The 15,677-nt window shown below is 70.0% G+C and carries 14 protein-coding genes; 6 read left to right on the top strand and 8 right to left on the bottom strand.

All coding sequences use genetic code 11. From position 1 onward, the window contains the following. The first annotated feature begins 134 nt into the window (after window positions 1–134). The 4 genes from ACIBJH_RS16275 (at window position 135) to ACIBJH_RS16260 (ending at window position 6,678) form a co-directional block, all read left to right on the top strand. The gene (locus ACIBJH_RS16275; RefSeq protein ID WP_399117500.1) at window positions 135–578 is read left to right on the top strand and encodes an SRPBCC family protein; all 444 of its coding nucleotides are present in this window, start codon (window positions 135–137) and stop codon (window positions 576–578) included. A gap of 166 nt (window positions 579–744) precedes the next feature. Then, complete coding sequence (locus tag ACIBJH_RS16270; RefSeq protein WP_399117499.1) at window positions 745–3,135, top strand: MFS transporter; 2,391 nt, start codon at window positions 745–747, stop codon at window positions 3,133–3,135. Window positions 3,136–3,285: 150 nt separating this feature from the next. Continuing rightward, window positions 3,286–5,787, top strand: coding sequence for a SpoIIE family protein phosphatase (locus ACIBJH_RS16265; RefSeq protein ID WP_399117497.1), 2,502 nt, complete (start codon window positions 3,286–3,288; stop codon window positions 5,785–5,787). Window positions 5,788–5,949: 162 nt separating this feature from the next. Next, window positions 5,950–6,678 carry a class I SAM-dependent methyltransferase gene (locus tag ACIBJH_RS16260; RefSeq protein WP_399117496.1) on the top strand — a complete coding sequence of 243 codons (729 nt, stop codon included), beginning with the start codon at window positions 5,950–5,952 and terminating at the stop codon, window positions 6,676–6,678. A 55-nt stretch (window positions 6,679–6,733) separates the two neighbouring features. On the opposite strand, the gene ACIBJH_RS16255 is transcribed toward ACIBJH_RS16260, so the two are convergent. The 6 genes from ACIBJH_RS16255 to ACIBJH_RS16230 are packed head-to-tail and all read right to left on the bottom strand — an operon-like array spanning window position 6,734 to window position 11,651. Further along, window positions 6,734–7,651: an SDR family NAD(P)-dependent oxidoreductase gene (locus ACIBJH_RS16255; RefSeq protein ID WP_399117495.1), complete on the bottom strand. Its 918-nt coding sequence runs from the start codon at window positions 7,649–7,651 to the stop codon at window positions 6,734–6,736. A gap of 45 nt (window positions 7,652–7,696) precedes the next feature. Next, window positions 7,697–8,938, bottom strand: coding sequence for a cytochrome P450 (locus tag ACIBJH_RS16250; RefSeq protein ID WP_399117493.1), 1,242 nt, complete (start codon window positions 8,936–8,938; stop codon window positions 7,697–7,699). Between the two features lie 49 nt (window positions 8,939–8,987). Further along, on the bottom strand, window positions 8,988–9,182 hold the full coding sequence (locus ACIBJH_RS16245; RefSeq protein WP_262056625.1) for a ferredoxin: 195 nt from the start codon (window positions 9,180–9,182) through the stop codon (window positions 8,988–8,990). A gap of 31 nt (window positions 9,183–9,213) precedes the next feature. Then, complete coding sequence (locus ACIBJH_RS16240; protein ID WP_399117492.1) at window positions 9,214–10,413, bottom strand: NAD(P)/FAD-dependent oxidoreductase; 1,200 nt, start codon at window positions 10,411–10,413, stop codon at window positions 9,214–9,216. Window positions 10,414–10,456: 43 nt separating this feature from the next. Beyond that, window positions 10,457–11,197, bottom strand: coding sequence for an SDR family NAD(P)-dependent oxidoreductase (locus tag ACIBJH_RS16235; RefSeq protein WP_399117491.1), 741 nt, complete (start codon window positions 11,195–11,197; stop codon window positions 10,457–10,459). Between the two features lie 58 nt (window positions 11,198–11,255). Next, the gene (locus tag ACIBJH_RS16230) at window positions 11,256–11,651 is read right to left on the bottom strand and encodes a carboxymuconolactone decarboxylase family protein (protein ID WP_399117490.1); all 396 of its coding nucleotides are present in this window, start codon (window positions 11,649–11,651) and stop codon (window positions 11,256–11,258) included. A 228-nt stretch (window positions 11,652–11,879) separates the two neighbouring features. Here ACIBJH_RS16230 and ACIBJH_RS16225 point away from each other — a divergent pair, with 228 nt between their 5' ends. Continuing rightward, window positions 11,880–13,508, top strand: coding sequence for a flavin-containing monooxygenase (locus tag ACIBJH_RS16225; protein WP_399117489.1), 1,629 nt, complete (start codon window positions 11,880–11,882; stop codon window positions 13,506–13,508). A 73-nt stretch (window positions 13,509–13,581) separates the two neighbouring features. Here ACIBJH_RS16225 and ACIBJH_RS16220 read toward each other — a convergent pair whose 3' ends face one another. Both ACIBJH_RS16220 and ACIBJH_RS16215 read right to left on the bottom strand, forming a co-directional pair. Beyond that, window positions 13,582–13,980, bottom strand: a complete 399-nt coding sequence (locus ACIBJH_RS16220; RefSeq protein WP_399117488.1) for a nuclear transport factor 2 family protein — start codon at window positions 13,978–13,980, stop codon at window positions 13,582–13,584. Between the two features lie 52 nt (window positions 13,981–14,032). Continuing rightward, on the bottom strand, window positions 14,033–14,431 hold the full coding sequence (locus tag ACIBJH_RS16215; protein ID WP_399117487.1) for a nuclear transport factor 2 family protein: 399 nt from the start codon (window positions 14,429–14,431) through the stop codon (window positions 14,033–14,035). Between the two features lie 156 nt (window positions 14,432–14,587). Between ACIBJH_RS16215 and ACIBJH_RS16210 the strand changes: the two genes are divergently transcribed. After that, a complete protein-coding gene (locus tag ACIBJH_RS16210) occupies window positions 14,588–15,637 on the top strand; it encodes a cyclase family protein (protein WP_399117486.1) in 1,050 nt (349 codons plus the stop codon). Window positions 15,638–15,677 lie beyond the last annotated feature (40 nt).

Raw genomic sequence — 15,677 nt, 5'->3', positions numbered from 1 at the left:
ACACTTGTTCGAATTACTGTGCAAGTGTCATTCCCTACCTCTTCCGACGCCCTGGGGCACCCCGATTTGGGTGACCGAGTGCGGGGGTGGTTGGCTTGCCCCGACCCCGAGAACGCAAGTCCTGGAGGAACGAAATGGCGCAGGTCGAGGCCACCACCGAGCGGGTCGTCGCAGCCGACGCGGAGAAGGTGTTCGACGCCCTCGCCGACTACACCGGCACGCGCGCGAACCTGCTGCCCGAGCAGTTCAGCGAGTACGAGGTGCGCGAGGGCGGCGACGGCGAGGGCACGCTCGTCCACTGGAGGCTCCAGGCCACCAGCAAGCGCGTCCGCGACTGCCTCCTGGAGGTCAGCGAGCCGACCGACGGCGAACTGGTCGAGAAGGACCGCAACTCCACCATGGTCACCACCTGGCGGGTCACCCCGGCCGGCGAGGGCAAGTCCCGCGTGGTCGTGACCAGCACCTGGAACGGCGCCACCGGCATCGGCGGCTTCTTCGAGCGCACCTTCGCCCCCAAGGGCCTCGGCCGCATCTACGACCTGGTCCTCGACAAGCTCGCCACCGAGGTCGAGAAGTAGACCCCAAGAGCCAAGCCGCCAGGGCGCGTTGACGCCCTGAGGGCTTCCCTCACCGGTTCGGGTGGATCTCCGTTCGAGCCGGGCGTACGCCGTAACTCGTCACGCTTGCTCACAGTTGTCGCCTAAAGCGGGAATTGTGCGGCAGGCGCGACGAGGGGAGCGGTACGTGGGCGGGACGACTCTGGTGCAGGACGAACGGCCCTCGACGCCCCCGGAGACCCCGGTCCCCGCACCCGTGGAGAAGGCCGAACTCAGCCCGCGCCGCGTGCGGTTGGTGTTCCTCGGCCTGATGCTCGCGCTGCTCCTCGCCGCGCTCGACCAGATGATCGTCGCCACCGCGCTCCCGAAGATCGTCGGCGAACTGCACGGCCTGGAGAAGATGTCCTGGGCGATCACCGCCTACCTCCTCACCTCCACGGTCGGACTGCCGGTCTACGGCAAACTCGGCGACCTCCTCGGCCGCAAGAGCGTGTTCCAGTTCGCGATCGCGGTCTTCGTGATCGGCTCCGCGCTGGCCGGCCGCGCCCAGTCCATGGACCAACTCATCGCGTTCCGCGCGGTGCAGGGCATCGGCGCCGGCGGACTCATGATCGGCGTGCAGGCGATCATCGCGGACATCGTGCCGCCCCGGCAGCGCGGCCGCTTCATGGGCCTGATCGGCGCCACCTTCGGACTCGCCTCCGTAGCGGGCCCGTTGCTCGGCGGCTACTTCACGGACCACCTCTCCTGGAGGTGGTGCTTCTACATCAACGTGCCTTTCGGCGTGGTGACGTTCGCCGTCGTGACCGTCGTACTGAGACTGCCGAGGCCCACCGTCAAGGCTCGCCTCGACATCCTCGGCGCGCTGTTGCTCGCCGCCGCCTCGACGTGCCTTGTCCTGCTGACCAGTTGGGGCGGGACCGAGTACGCCTGGGGCTCGCGCGTCATCCTCGGCCTCGGCGCGGGAGCCGTGGCCGCAGCCGCCCTCTTCCTCGTCGCCGAGCGCTTCGCGCCCGAACCCCTCATCCCGCTACGGCTGTTCAGGGACGCCGTCTTCAACGTCACCGCTCTGGTGGGCCTGGTGATCGGGGTCGCGCTGTTCGGGGCCGCCAGCTATCTGCCGACCTTCCTGCAGATGGTCGACGGGGCGAGCGCCACCGAGTCCGGACTGCTGATGCTGCCCATGATGGGCGGCATCGTCGGCGCGTCCATCGTCTCCGGCCAACTCATCAGCCACACCGGCCGGTACAAGATCTATCCGATCCTCGGCAGCGCCCTCGCCGCGCTCGGCATGTGGCTGCTCTCCCGGCTCGAAGTCGACACCTCCCGGCTCCAGTACAGCGTCTGGATGGCCGTCCTCGGGGCCGGCATCGGCCTGGTGATGCCCGTTCTCGTCCTCGCCGTGCAGAACTCCGTACGGCCCGCCGACCTCGGCACCGCCACCAGCGCCAACAACTACTTCCGGCAGATCGGCGGCAGCGTCGGCGCCGCCGTCTTCGGCACCCTGTTCGCAGACCGGCTCACCGACGCGCTGCGCGACCGACTCCCCCCGCGCGCGGGCGCCGGCCTCCCCGACCCGCAGTCCATCACCCCGCAGCTCGTCCACGCGCTGCCCCCGGCGCTGCGCGACAGCTACATCCGGGCCTACGCCGACGCCATGCCCCGGATCTTCCTCTACCTGGTGCCGGTGCTCGCCCTCGGCCTGCTCATCGCCTTCTTCCTCAAGGAGAAACCGCTGGTGTCCCACAACGCCCCCGCCGAGACGGCGGAGACCGCGCCCTTCAACTCCCCGATCCCGCAGGCCCGTTCGGCGTACACGCCCGGAATCCCCGTCTGTGGAACGGTCCAGCACCCGGACGGGACCGTCGTGCCCCGGGCCGCGCTCACCCTCATCGACGTCGCCGGGCAGCAGATCGGGCGGGGCGCCAGCGGCGCGGACGGGCGGTACGCGCTGTCGACGCCCGGCTCCGGGTCGTACGTCCTGATCGCGGCGGCGGGCGGGCACCAGCCGCAGGCGGTGTCGGTGACCGTGGGGGAGCGGCCCGTCGAACTCGACGTCGTCCTCGGCGGCGCCGGACGCCTCGCCGGGAGTGTGTTGACCGCGGACGGCACTCCGGTGCGGGAGGCCGCCGTGACGCTCACCAATGTGCACGGCGAGGTGGTGGCCAGTACCCGTAGCGGGCGCGAAGGCGGCTATGTGATCAGCGAGTTGGTGGCCGGCGAGTACACCCTCGCGGCCAGCGCGCCCGCGTTCCGGCCGGCCGCGCTCCCCGTCAGCGTGCAGGCGTCCCGCGAGACCCGCCAGGACGTCGAACTCGCCGGCGGCGCCGTGCTGCGCGGCACCGTCAGGGCGAGCGGCGGGCGGCCCGTCGAGGACGCGCGCGTGACGCTCCTCGACGCGGCGGGCAACGTCGTCGACACCCTCACCACCGGACCCGACGGCACCTTCCGGTTCGTCGACCTGTCCTCCGGCGAGTACACGGTGATCGCCGCCGGGTATCCGCCCGTGGCCACCGTGCTCCGAGTGGCCGGCGGGGGACGCACCGAGCGCGATCTGCAACTCGGCCACGAGGACTGATCACCGGCCCCACGGGGCGCGCAGGCGCACGCCGGTGCGGATTGGATGGAACCAATTCCAGGAATGCCGCACATGGCCACCGGCCGCCCACGTAGCGTGGTGGGTGGCGGCACAGATCTTGCGGAGCCGTGGGGAGAGAGGGCCTGGGCCATGGACCGTGGCACCGAGCGGGAGGCGCCTCCCGGCCGCGGAGCCGGGGACGACGTGGTGAGCGAACACGTCGCGGCGGGCCGTATCCCGCTGGCTGTGATCCTGATCGACCGCGACGGACTCGTCTCGCACTGGAGCCGTGGTGCCCGACGGCTGTTCGGCACCACCAAGGAAGAGGCGATCGGCCAGACGGCCGTCGACCTGCTCCCCGTCTCCGGCGCCCTGCCCGACGAGGAGGAGACCGGTCCCTACGGCGCGTTCGCGTCCTACGACGGACTCGGCCCCGACCTGGAGTCCTCCCTGGACGGGCAGCTTTCTTACCCGGCCGCCGGACGCGCCCGCCTCACCGTGCCCGAGCGAAGCGAGACGGGGGTCCCCCGGGCCGAAGGCTGGGGGAGCGATCGCGTGGACGTCCTGTGGTGGGCGTACCCGCTGGTCGGCCCAGGTCAGGAGCGGCTGCTCGTGCTCGCCGCCGACGCGGACGGACTGCGCCAGGACCTCCCCGAGGCGGACGGCGCCTTCGAGCGCATAGCACCCGGCTTCGCCCACCACACCGACTTCTCCGGCGCCGACGAACTCGCCCGGAGGCTCCCCGAGATCCTGCCCAACATGAGCGTCGACGAGAGCGCCCGTATCGTCGCGCAGGTCCTCGAACTGGGCTATCCAGTACTGGAGTTCAGCCAGAACGAGCGGGTGCCGGTGACCCCGGACTGGGGCGTCGCCCGCCGCGCCGAGCGCAAGGCGCGCCGCGAGCGGGCCGCCCTCGCGGTCGCCGAGGGCCTGCCCGTGCCCGAGGAGGTCGTGGACGAGCGCGAGGACCTCGAATACGTCGCCGTACGCGAGCGGTTGGAGTTCCTCAACGAGGTCAGCGGACGTATCGGCACCTCGCTCGACCTCGCCACCACCATCCTCGAAGTCAGCCGGGCCGTCGTCCCCCGCTTCACCGACGTCGCGGGCACCTACCTCCGCGAACAGGTCGTCGCCGGCGAGGGGTTCCCGGACGGTGTGCCGGACACCACCACCATGTGGCACCGGGTCGCCGTCGAGCACACCGACGAACCCGGGCGCTGGGACGACGTCATCCCGGTCGGCGAGGCCATGCCGTTCCCGGCGCACACCCCGTTCTTCCAGTGCATGACCAGCGGCGAACCCGTCCTCGTGCCGCGCATCAGCGAGCAGATGGGGCACATGATCGCCTCGCAGTTCGAGAAGCGCGACATCCGGCCGCTGATCACCGGCCGCTCGATGCTGGTGGTCCCGCTCAAGGCGCGCAATGTCGTCCTCGGCTTCATGATCCTGCTGCGCCACCCGGAGCGCGTCGAGTTCAACGACATGGACCGCGTCACCGGCGCCGAACTCGCCGCCCGCGCGGGCCTCGTGCTCGACAACGCGCGCATGTACACCTACCAGGAGAGTGTCGCCGAGACCCTCCAGGACAGCATGCTGCCGCACATCCCGGCACGCATGGCGGGCTGCGACATCGCCACCCGCTATCTGCCCGGCACGCTCCTCGGGCGGGTCGGCGGCGACTGGTTCGACTCGGTGAAACTGCCCGGCGCCCGCACCGCGCTCGTCGTCGGCGACGTCATGGGCCACGGCCTCAACTCGGCAGCCATGATGGGCCAGTTGCGCACCGCAGTGCAGACCATGGCCGCCATGGACCTCCCGCCCGCCCAACTCCTGCGCAACCTCGACGACTTGGCACAGCGCCTCGGCGACACCTATCTCGCCACCTGCCTGTACGTCGTCTACGACCCGATCGCGGGCGAACTCCACATCGGCAACGCGGGCCACATCCCGCCCGTGATCGTGCGGGCCCGGGACGGCCGCAGCGAGCTGCTCGACCTGCCCACGGGCGCGCCCATCGGCGTCGGCGGGGTGCCCTTCGAGGCGGTCCGCGTGCGGGTGGACCCCGGCGACCGGCTCGTGATGTGCACCGACGGTCTGGTCGAGGTGCGCGGCGAGGACATCGGCGTAGGACTCGCGACCCTGAGCGAGTCGGCGGCGCATCCGGCCGCGTCCATGGACGACGCCTGCGACACGATCATCCGCTCCCTCAACACGCGCGGCGGCCGCAAGGACGACGTCGCCCTCCTGATGGCCCGTCTGAACGGCATCGAGTCCGACGACGTCGCCGAGTGGCGGCTCGCCCCCGACCCGGTCGAGGTCGCCCGGGCCCGTGCGGTGGTCCGTGAACAGCTCCACGAGTGGGGCCTCGCCAAACTCGCCGACACCGCCGCCCTGTTGGCCGACGAACTGGTCACCAACGCCGTACGGCACTCCCACGGCCGCCGGATCGAACTGCGCCTGGTGCGCGGCGACACCCTGCTGTGCGAGGTGGACGACGACGACCCCACCCTGCCGACCCTGCTCAGCGCGGGCCCCGACGCCGAGTTCGGCCGCGGACTGCACGTGATCGGCACACTCGCCCGCGAGTGGGGCGCCAGCCGTACCACCGCCGGCAAGACCGTCTGGTTCGAACTCACCCTGCCCCGCCGCTGAAGCGCAGGTGACCGAGGGGGCGCGCGAGGCGCACATCGGCGTACACGCGTCGAATGAGCGGTGAAGGAATGCGCCGTGTGCTTGTGAGCGGGAGCCGGGCGCGATAAACCGTACTGGCCCGTCACTTACGGCGGAACGGCCTTGCATCCTGGGGAGTTGGGCATGAGCGTGACCAGTCGGTACCGGGACGCATGGGAAGGTTTCTGGCGCGAGGCGCCCGAGGAACAGGGGGCCGTCTTCTGGGACGCGTCTCCGACCCAGACCGTCGGACTCCATCTCGCCCTGTTCGAGCCGAAGTTGCGCGACCCCGGCCTCCAGATGATCGACCTCGGCTGCGGCAACGGCACGCAGACCCGGTTCCTCGCCGACCGCTTCAACCATGTCATCGGCGTCGACCTGTCCACCGCGGCCATCGACCACGCCCGGCACGCGGACCCTGCCGGGCAGGCCACCTACCGGCTCCTGGACGCGACCGACAAGACCGAGGTCGAGACGCTGCACGCCGAACTCGGCGACGCCAACGTCTACATGCGGGGTGTGCTGCACCAGGTCGACCCCGACGACCGGCAGCCGCTGGTGGACGGGATCGCCACGCTCGTCGGGGAGCGCGGTCATGTCTTCCTCGTCGAACTCGCCGAGGCGGCCCGCCCGATCATCGGCGGTCTGGCCCAGGACCCGGAGGGGCCGCCCGCGAAGCTCGCCCCGATCCTCCGCCACGGCATCGCCCCCGGCGAAGTCTCCGACGACGAGGTGCCCGAGCTCCTCCGCGCGGCCGGCCTCGCCATCCTCGCGAGTGGTGAACTCCCCCTGATCACCACCGAGTTCAGGCCCGACGGCGCCCGCATCGAGCTGCCGTCGAAGTGGCACATCGCGGGCCGCGCGACCACGTGAGGCGACAGGGGGAGGCGGGGCGGCTCACCGCCTCCCCCTGCCCGTCAGACGAGCCCTACCCGAACTGGTGCTTGAGGAACGACCCGGACCACGCCATCAGGTCCGCGGGCACGTAGTACCCCTTCTCGTCGTTGATCGCGTCCCAGTTCTTCGCGACGTCCTCGACGGAGGCATCGCCCCCTTCGTGCGCGTACCCCTCCGTCGAGGCCAGGAACACCCGCGCGAAGCGGCCCGCGCCGGCCGTGTAGATCTCCCCGCTCACCGGGACGCTCTCGTGCGCGAGGTAGGCCACCATCGGCGCCACCGCCGACGAGGGCATGTACGGCATGCCTTCCGCGGTCACGGCGGGTTCCTCCTCGGGGCCGCCGCCCATCCGGGTCATCGCGGCCGGCGCGATCAGGTTGACCTTGATGTTGTGCGGCTCGCCGGCCAGCTTCGCGCTGCGGGCCATGCCGACCGTGCCCGCCTTCGCGGCGGCGTAGGACAGGTTGTTGTCCATGCCGAACATGCCGCTGGAGGTGGTGAGGACGACCCGGCCGTAGCCCTGCTCGACGAAGTGCGGCCAAGCGGCGCGCAACGTGTTGAAGGAACCGAGGAGGTGGACGGCCAAGTGCCGTTCCAGGTTGTCGAGTTCGATCTCCGGCAGGCCCGCGTAGCGGATGATCCCGGCGTTGTTGACGAGGACGTCGATGCGGCCGAAGTTCTCGATCGCGGTGCCGATGATCGCCTCGCCGCCCGCGCTCGTGGACACGTCGTGGATGTCGGCCACTGCCTCACCGCCCGCCGCGACGATCCCGTCGACGACCTTCTGCGCGGGTCCGGCGTCCGAGCCCTCGCCCTCCATCGACCCGCCCAGGTCGTTGACGACGACCTTCGCCCCGCGCTCCGCCAGCAGACGGGCGTAGGCGCGGCCGAGGCCACGGCCCGCGCCGGTGACGACGGCGACGCGTCCTTCGAAGCCGAACTCGCTCATGGGTGACTCCAGTTGTGTGCGGGAAAGCGTGGATCGCGTGGGTCGCTACCAGGTGACCGGCAGCTCGTGAATGCCGTAGGCGAGCGCGTCGTCCCTGCGGAACCTCAGCTCGTCGAAGCCGACGGCCAGGCGCAGCGTCGGGACGCGGCGGTACAACGTGCCGTAGACGACCTGCAGTTCGATGCGGGCGAGCTGCTGGCCGAGGCACTGGTGGATGCCCCAGGCGAAGGCGTGGTGGTGCCGTGCCTCGCGGGTGATGTCGAACTTCTCCGGCTCGGGGAAGGCCGCCGGGTCCCAGTTGCCCGCGGGCAGCGCGACGACGATGCCCTCGCCGGCCTTGATGGTGACGCCCTCGAACTCGATGTCCTCGGCCGCGATCCGCCGCTGTCCCAGCGCCGGGATCGTCAGATAGCGCAGGATCTCCTCGACCGCGCCCGCGACGGCCTTCGGGTCGTCCGTCTCGCGCAGCAGGGCGAGTTGCTCCGGGTTCTGCAGGAGCAGCGCGGTACCCAGGGTGATCATGCTGGCGCTGGTCTCGTGACCGGCGATCAGCAGGATCATGCACAGCATGACGGCCTCGGGCAGCGTGACCTCGCCCGCCTTGATCCGCCCGGCGAAGTCCGAGATGACGTCGTCGCTGGGCTCCGCCATCCGCTTCTGCAGCAGCCCGGCGAGATAGCCGCCCAGCGCCTCCATGGCCGCCCGGTCCTGCTCGGCGGTCTTGTCGCTGCGGGTCGCCAGCGAGGCGTGCTCCTGGAAGAACTCGTGGTCCTCGTACGGCACTCCGAGCAGCGCGCAGATCATCAGCGAGGGCAGCGGCAGCGCGAGCGCCTCCACCAGGTCGACCGGTTTCGGGCCCACGAGCATGGTGTCGATCAGCTCGTCGGTGAACCGCTGGATCTCCGGGCGCAGCTTCTCCATCCGGTTGCGCGTGAACGGGGCCGTCATCATGCGGCGGATCCGCGTGTGGTCGGCGCCGTCGGCGTTGAAGATGGTCAGCGGGTGGTGGGGGGAGTTCTCCGCCATGGCCTGGTTCGGATGCGGGAACCCGGCCTGCTTGTCGTTCGAGCTGACCCGCGGGTCGGACAGGATCACGCGCTGCGCGGCATGTCCGGTCACCAGCCACGGGGTGCTGCCGTCCCAGAGCCGGCCCCGGGACACGGGCGCCGTCTCGTTCAGGGCGCGCAGCCCGGCGGGCGGGGCGAAGGGGCAGGTGCGGTCCCGCGCGCCCGGGTAGTCGAAGATCTCCGCGTCGGGGGCGACGAGTTCCGTCTCGGCCTCGGACATGGTCGTTCCTCCAGGTGAGGGTGGGGGGAGGGGAATGCGGGGGTGAGGGTCATCCCTCGATACGGATCGCCAGCGCGGGGCACACGGCCGCCGCGTTCCGTACGTCGTCGGCCAGTTCGGCCGGCGGGTTCTCGTCCAGCAGGACGACGATGCCGTCCTCGTCCCGCTGGTCGAACACGTCCATCGCGGCGGCGACGCACTGCCCGGCGGCGACGCACTTGTCCTCGTCGACGACAACCTTCATGACAACTCTCCTGATCGTTCAGTGGGATCGTTCAGCGGGCGGGGGAGGGGACCGAGTCGACGATCTCCTGACGGCGCTGCCTGGCCTGCTTGGGCATGTTCCAGCCGAGGATCCCGGTGACCCGGCCACCGCTGCGGTACCGGGCGACGAACCGGCGGGCCGCCAACTCGCCGTCCACGACGTCCACTTCTGCATCGGCCGGCAGGAAGCCGTGCACCTGGAGCTTGGCGTCGAACTGGTCGGTCCAGAAGTACGGCACCGGTTCGTAGGGCCGGTCCTCCCCGAGGATCGCGCCGGCGACCGCCATGGCCTGCTCGGTGGCGTTCGTCCGGTTCTCCAGCCGGATCAGCCGGCCGAGCTGCTCGTGGTGCCAGCGGGCCACGTCACCGACGGCGTAGATCCCGGGCGCGGCCCGGCAATGCGAGTCGCACACCACGCCGTTGTCGAGTTCCAGCCCGCTGTCGGCCAGCCACTCCGTCGCCGGACTCGCCCCGATCGCGACCACGACCACATCGGCGGGCAGCACCTCGCCGGTGCTCAACTCGACGCCGGAGACGCGGCCTTGGGCACTGGTGAACCCTGAGACGCCGTTCCCGAGCCGGAGCCGCACGCCCCGCTCGGTGTGCAGTTCCGCGAGCAGCCCCGACACCAGCGGGCCCACTTGAAGGGCCAGCGGTCCCGTCAGCGGGCCCGCCAGAGTGACGTCCAGGCCCAACATCCGTGCCGTAGCGGCGATTTCGGAGCCGAGGACTCCTTCGCCGACGACCACCAGTCGTGACCCGGCGAGCAGATCGCTGCGCAGGGCGAGCGCGTCGTCGAGGGTGCGCAGCACATGCACACCGGTCAACTCGCCCTGCCCGGGCAGCACTCGGGGCCGTAGTCCGGTGGCGATCACGACCGCGTCGGCGCTCAGCTCGCGCCCGGACTCGGTGCGCACGGTCCGGGTCGCCGTGTCGAGACCGACCGCCGGATCGCCGTACACGAACTCGGTGTCAAGGCCGGTCAGCATCTCCTCGGTGCGCAGCGACGCCCGGTCGGGCTCCCAGGCGCCGGAGAGGATCTGCTTGGACAGCGGCGGACGGTCGTACGGGGCGTGCGGCTCGGCGCCGAGCACCGTGATCCGGCCCGTGTATCCCTTGCGGCGGAGGGCCTCCACCGTGGTCAGCCCGGACGCGGAGGCGCCCACCACCAGCACGTGGGCCACGGCCCCGGTGTCGTCCTCGATGCTCATGTTCTGCTCCGTTGCAGCGTCGTCGCGATGTACTTTGCGGGGCTCAGACGAGGTAGCGTCCGCCGTTGGTGCTGAGGGTCTGGCCGGTGACGTAGGACGCTTCCTCGGAGGCGAGGTAGGCCACCGCGTAGGCGACGTCCTCCGGCTGTCCGGCGCGCTTCATCGGCATGTTGGCGGCGGCCGCCTCCACGTCGACGGGGCCCTGGCGGACCAGCGGGGTGTCGATGAAGCCGGGCGGCACGTGGTTGACCGTGATGCCCTTCTCGATGTACTCGATCGCGAGGGCGCGGGTGAGGCCGATGACACCGCCCTTGGAGGACGCGTAGTGGGCCATGGCGGGCGCGCCGGTCTGCGCGGAGGACGAGGAGATGTTGACGATGCGGCCCCAGCCCGCCTCGACCATGTCGGGCACGATCTCCTTCGTGACCAGGAAGGGGCCCTTGAGGTTGATGGCGATCATGCGGTCCCATGACGCCTCGGAGATGCTGGTGAACGGCTCGTAGGCGGTGATGCCCGCGTTGTTGACGAGGATCGTGACGGGACCGAGGTCCTCGCGGGTGCGGGCCGCGGCGGCTGCCACCGCGCCGGCCTCGGCCGCGTCGCCGGAGACGGCGATCGCCGTACCGCCCGCCTCCTGGATGGCCGCCGCGGTCTTCTCGGCGCCCTCGGTGTTGAGGTCCCACACCGCGACCGCGGCTCCCCTGGCCGCGAGCACCTTCGCGATCGCCTGGCCGATGCCCCGGCCGCCGCCGGTGACGACCGCGACCTTTCCCTGCAGTGACATGTGCGCTCCCTTGCGCTCGTGCGCGGTGCCGGAGAACGGGCACCGGTGGTTCGTCCGGCTATTCGCCCAGGGCCTCGCGGGCCGCGGTGCGGGCCGCCACGGCCTTGGGGAAGCCGGTGTACCCGGCGGAGTGGTAGATGACCTCGGCCAGCTCGTCCCTGGTCACCCCGTTGGTGAGGGCGACCCGGACATGGGTCTTCAGCTCGGTCTCGGCGCCGAGCGCGATCAGGATGCCGAGGGTGACGAGGCTGCGGTCGCGCGGGGCCAGACCCTCGCGGCCCCACAGCGCGCCCCACACGGTGGACAGGCCGATCTCGACGAGATCCTCGCCGAACTTGCCGTCCCGCATGTCGAGTTCGCCCTCCGCGGGCACCACCCCGGGCAGCGCGGCACGAAGGGCTTTCAGCCCCGCGGCGCGCAGATCGGTGGTTTCCTTGACGTCTTCGACGCTCATGCGTGACTCCCGGTGCATGCGGATTGCATTCGTCCCAAACGAAAGTTAGATCAAACGGTCGGTACAATCAATGCCTGTCGCGGATATGGCTGGTCCAAGCTCTCTCCGTCATCGCCATTGATCGGGCCAAGCCCCTCATCTACTCTCGGTCTGAATATTCGACCGACTGGTCGAACTAACAAACCAGGCTCATGTGGGAGCCGCAGCCCCAGTCACCATGGAGCGCAAATGAGCGAATCTTCGAAGCCGGCGGTCCAGGACCGGGTCGACGTCCTCGTCGTCGGGGCCGGCGTCACCGGCATATACCAGCTGTACACCGCCCGCGAGGCGGGCTTCTCGGTGCGGCTCCTCGAAGCGGGCACCGGTGTGGGCGGCGTCTGGTACTGGAACCGCTACCCGGAGGCGCGCTTCGACTCCGAGAGCTACACCTACGGCTACCTGTTCTCCAAGGAGCTGTGGGAGGAGTGGGAGTGGTCGGAGCGGTTCGCGGGCCAGCCCGAGATCGAGCGCTACTTCAACCACGTCGTCGACAAGTTCGACCTGCGGCGCGACATCCGCACCGGCGCCAAGGTCACCTCGGCCGTCTTCGACGAGCCCTCCGGCACCTGGACCGTCCGGGTCAGCGACGGCACCGAGGTCCGGGCCCGCTACGTCGTCGCGGCCACCGGCAACCTCTCGGTGCCGTTCATCCCCGGCATCCCCGGCCGCGAGGACTTCCGCGGCGAGCAGCACCACACCTCGCGCTGGCCGAAGACGCCCATCGACTTCACCGGCAAGCGGGTCGCGCAGATCGGCACCGGCTCCAGCGGGGTGCAGATCATCTCCGCGATCGCCGACGACGTAGCGCAGTTGACGGTGTATCAGAAGGACGCCGACTGGCTCACGCCGCTCAACAACGGGCCGATCACGCCTGAGGAACAGACGGAGTTGAAGGCCAACTTCGAGTCCATCCGCGACACGCTGAACACCTCGCCGAGCGGCTTCCTGCACCAGATCGTCATGCGGTCCGGCCTCGACGACAGCCCGGAGGACCGCCAGGCGTTCTACGAGGAGCGGTGGAACGGTCCAGGCTTCACCAAGCTGACCGAGCACTACATGGACATGCTGTCGAACGAGACCGTGAACGCGGAGTGGTGCGCGTTCATGGCCGACAAGATCCGCAGCATCGTCAAGGACCCTGAAACGGCCGACAAGTTGATCCCGAAGGGGCATGGCTACGGCGGCCGCCGGCCCCCCTTCGGCACCGGCTACTACGAGACGTACAACAAGCCGAACGTCTCCCTCGTCGACATCAACACGACGCCGATCACCCGCATCACCGAGGACGGCATCGAAACCGCCGACGGTGTCGAGGAGTTCGACATCATCATCTGGGCCACCGGCTACGACTTCGGCACCGGCGCCCTCAACAGGCTCGGCGTACAAGGCCGTCAGGGCCTCCTGCTGAAGGAGTACTGGGCGGACGGCCCGCGCACCTACCTCGGTGTCGCGACGGCCGGCTTCCCCAACTTCTTCTTCCCCGGCGGCCCGCACGGCGCGACCGGCAACAACCCGCGCTACGCCGGCGACCAGGTCGAGATCATCACCGACGCCATCGTCCACGCGCGCGACCACGGCTACGACGTCGTCGAGGTCACCGAGGCCGCCGAGGAGGAGTGGACGGACGCCATGAACAACAGCAAGATGTCCTCCTTCCTGGAGAGCAGCTACTTCTACGGCGGCAACATCCCCGGCAAGCCGGTCAAGCAGCTCCTCAACCCCACGGGCCGCTGGGCGCTCCAGGAGGCGATCAACACCGTGAAGCAGAACGACTTCCCGACCTTCGTCCTCTCCAAGGCCGAGCGGCCGGACGCCTGAACGCCCGGACGCCCGTGCCGCCCTGGACGTGGGCGGCACGGGCGTCGGGGTCCGTGCGGTGCGGTCGACCGGCCTACGGCAGGAAGGTCGTGGTCCGCTGCTGGAAGCGCCACTCGCCCTCGTGCCGGCGCAGGACGTCGTCGTAACGGCCGACCAGCTCCACGGACCAGCCGGCGTCGCCGCGCCCGAAGAACGCGAGGTTGCTGGTGGCCGTCACCTCGTCCTCCGTGGCGGAGGTGACGACGGTGTTGGCCACCAGGTGCAGCTGCGGCTTCTGGGGCGCGAAGCCGCCGAAGCCCTGCCGGATCGCCTCCCGGCCCTCGAACTTGGCCATGCCGACGATCTCGGCGACGCCGTCGGGGGTGTACAGGTCGGCGAGTTCGTCGGTGCGTCCGGCGTCCAGCGCTTGGGCGTAGGCCGCGATGGCGGTCTGTACGGCCGCGGTGACGGACGGGTCGATCGAGGTGGTCATCTCACTCCAAGGTCGCGGTCAGGAAGGTCAACTGGCTTGTTGGTGGCGGCTGTTACGCCTGGTACGTCGTCTTCCTGCGGTGCAGCAGCCAGGTGCCGTCCTGGCGGCGCAGGGTGTCGTCGTAGTGCCCGACCACGCCGATCGCCCAGCCCGCCTCGCCGCGCTGGAGGAACGCCACGTCGCTCAGCGCGCGGGCCTCGTCCTCGCCCGTGGACGTCACGACGGTGTTGGTCACCAGGTGGAGCTGCGGCTGGACCGGCTCCCAGCCCTTGAAGGCCGCGTGGATGGCGTCGCGCCCCTCGACCGGGTCCATGCCGGGTATCTCCAGGACGGCGTCGGGCGTGTACAGCGCGACGAGGTCGTCGGTGCGGCCGGCGTCCTGGGCCTGGGTGTGCGCGCCGAGCACGGCCCGTACGCCCGCCACGACCCACGCCTGTGTGGATTCGCTCATTCTTCACTCCAAGGTCGGGTGTTTCGACCACTCAGTCTATTGATGAGTCGAAGATAAAGGGAGGGGGTTGCGCAGGATTCGTTGACCGATCGGTACAATCACAAATAACATGCGGGCGGCTGGTCAACGGGGACTGTCGCCGAAGGAGGCGTGAACATGACGAAGCGTTGGAAGCAGCGTCCGCCGGGCTCGACGTGGGGCGATTGGGGCGAGGACGACGAACTGGGTCGTATCAATCTGCTCACTCCCGAGAAGGTCCTCCAGGGGGTCCGCGAGGTCGAGCACGGCATCAGCTTCAGCCTGAGCCTGCCGCTCGACTATCCGGGCGGGAGCGAGCTGAACCAGCGGCGCTACCCTCCGATCCTGCGGCCCACCGAGGACCTGGAACACAAGCAGGACGTCTTCTACAACATCAAGGCGCGCGAGCACTTCTCGCCGCACCTCAGGGACGTCTGGTCCGACGACGTGGTGACCCTCTGGCTCCAGTACTCGACGCAGTGGGACGCGCTCGCCCACCAGGGCCAGGAGTTCGACGCCGACGGTGACGGCGTAGAGGAGGCGGTCTACTACAACGGCTACCGCGCGGACGTCGACATCGTAGGACCGCTGGAGGACGCCAAGGGCGACGGCAGCGGCACCCTCGGCTTCGCCCGCCACCTGGGCCTTGAGCACATGGCGGAGCACGGGGTCCAGGGCCGGGGCGTCCTGATCGACCTCGCCCACCACCTGGGCAACACCTGGCAGCCGGTCAACCTGAAGACCCTTCAGGAGATCATGGCGGCGGACGACATCGTCGTCGAACCCGGCGACATGCTCCTCCTGCACACCGGCTTCGACACCGCCGTGATGGCCTGGGGCAAGAACCCCGACCCCGTGGGCATCCACACCACGGCCTCCTACCTCGACGCGTTCGACCCGACGCTCCTGGAGTGGATCGCCGACTCGCAGATCTCGGCGCTGATCTCGGACAACTACGCCGTCGAGGGCGTCGGCGTCGGCCCCGAGGACAACACCCCGCACTCGCTGCTCCCGATCCACAACCTCTGCCTCTTCAAACTGGGCGTCCCGCTCGGCGAGTTGTGGTACCTGGAGAAGCTCGCGGCCTGGCTCCGCGAGCACGACCGCAGCCGCTTCCTGCTCACCGCGCCCCCGCTCAACCTGCCCGGCACACAGGGCAGTCCGCTGACACCGGTCGCGACCGTCTGACTGCCGGACTGCCGTTACGACGGGAAGGGCCCCCAGAGAT

The sequence above is a fragment of the Streptomyces sp. NPDC050548 genome (genome assembly GCF_044457385.1).
Classification (GTDB): Bacteria; Actinomycetota; Actinomycetes; order Streptomycetales; family Streptomycetaceae; genus Streptomyces.
Note: the sequence above shows the minus strand (reverse complement) of the source record. Positions and strands in the feature narration are given on the sequence as shown.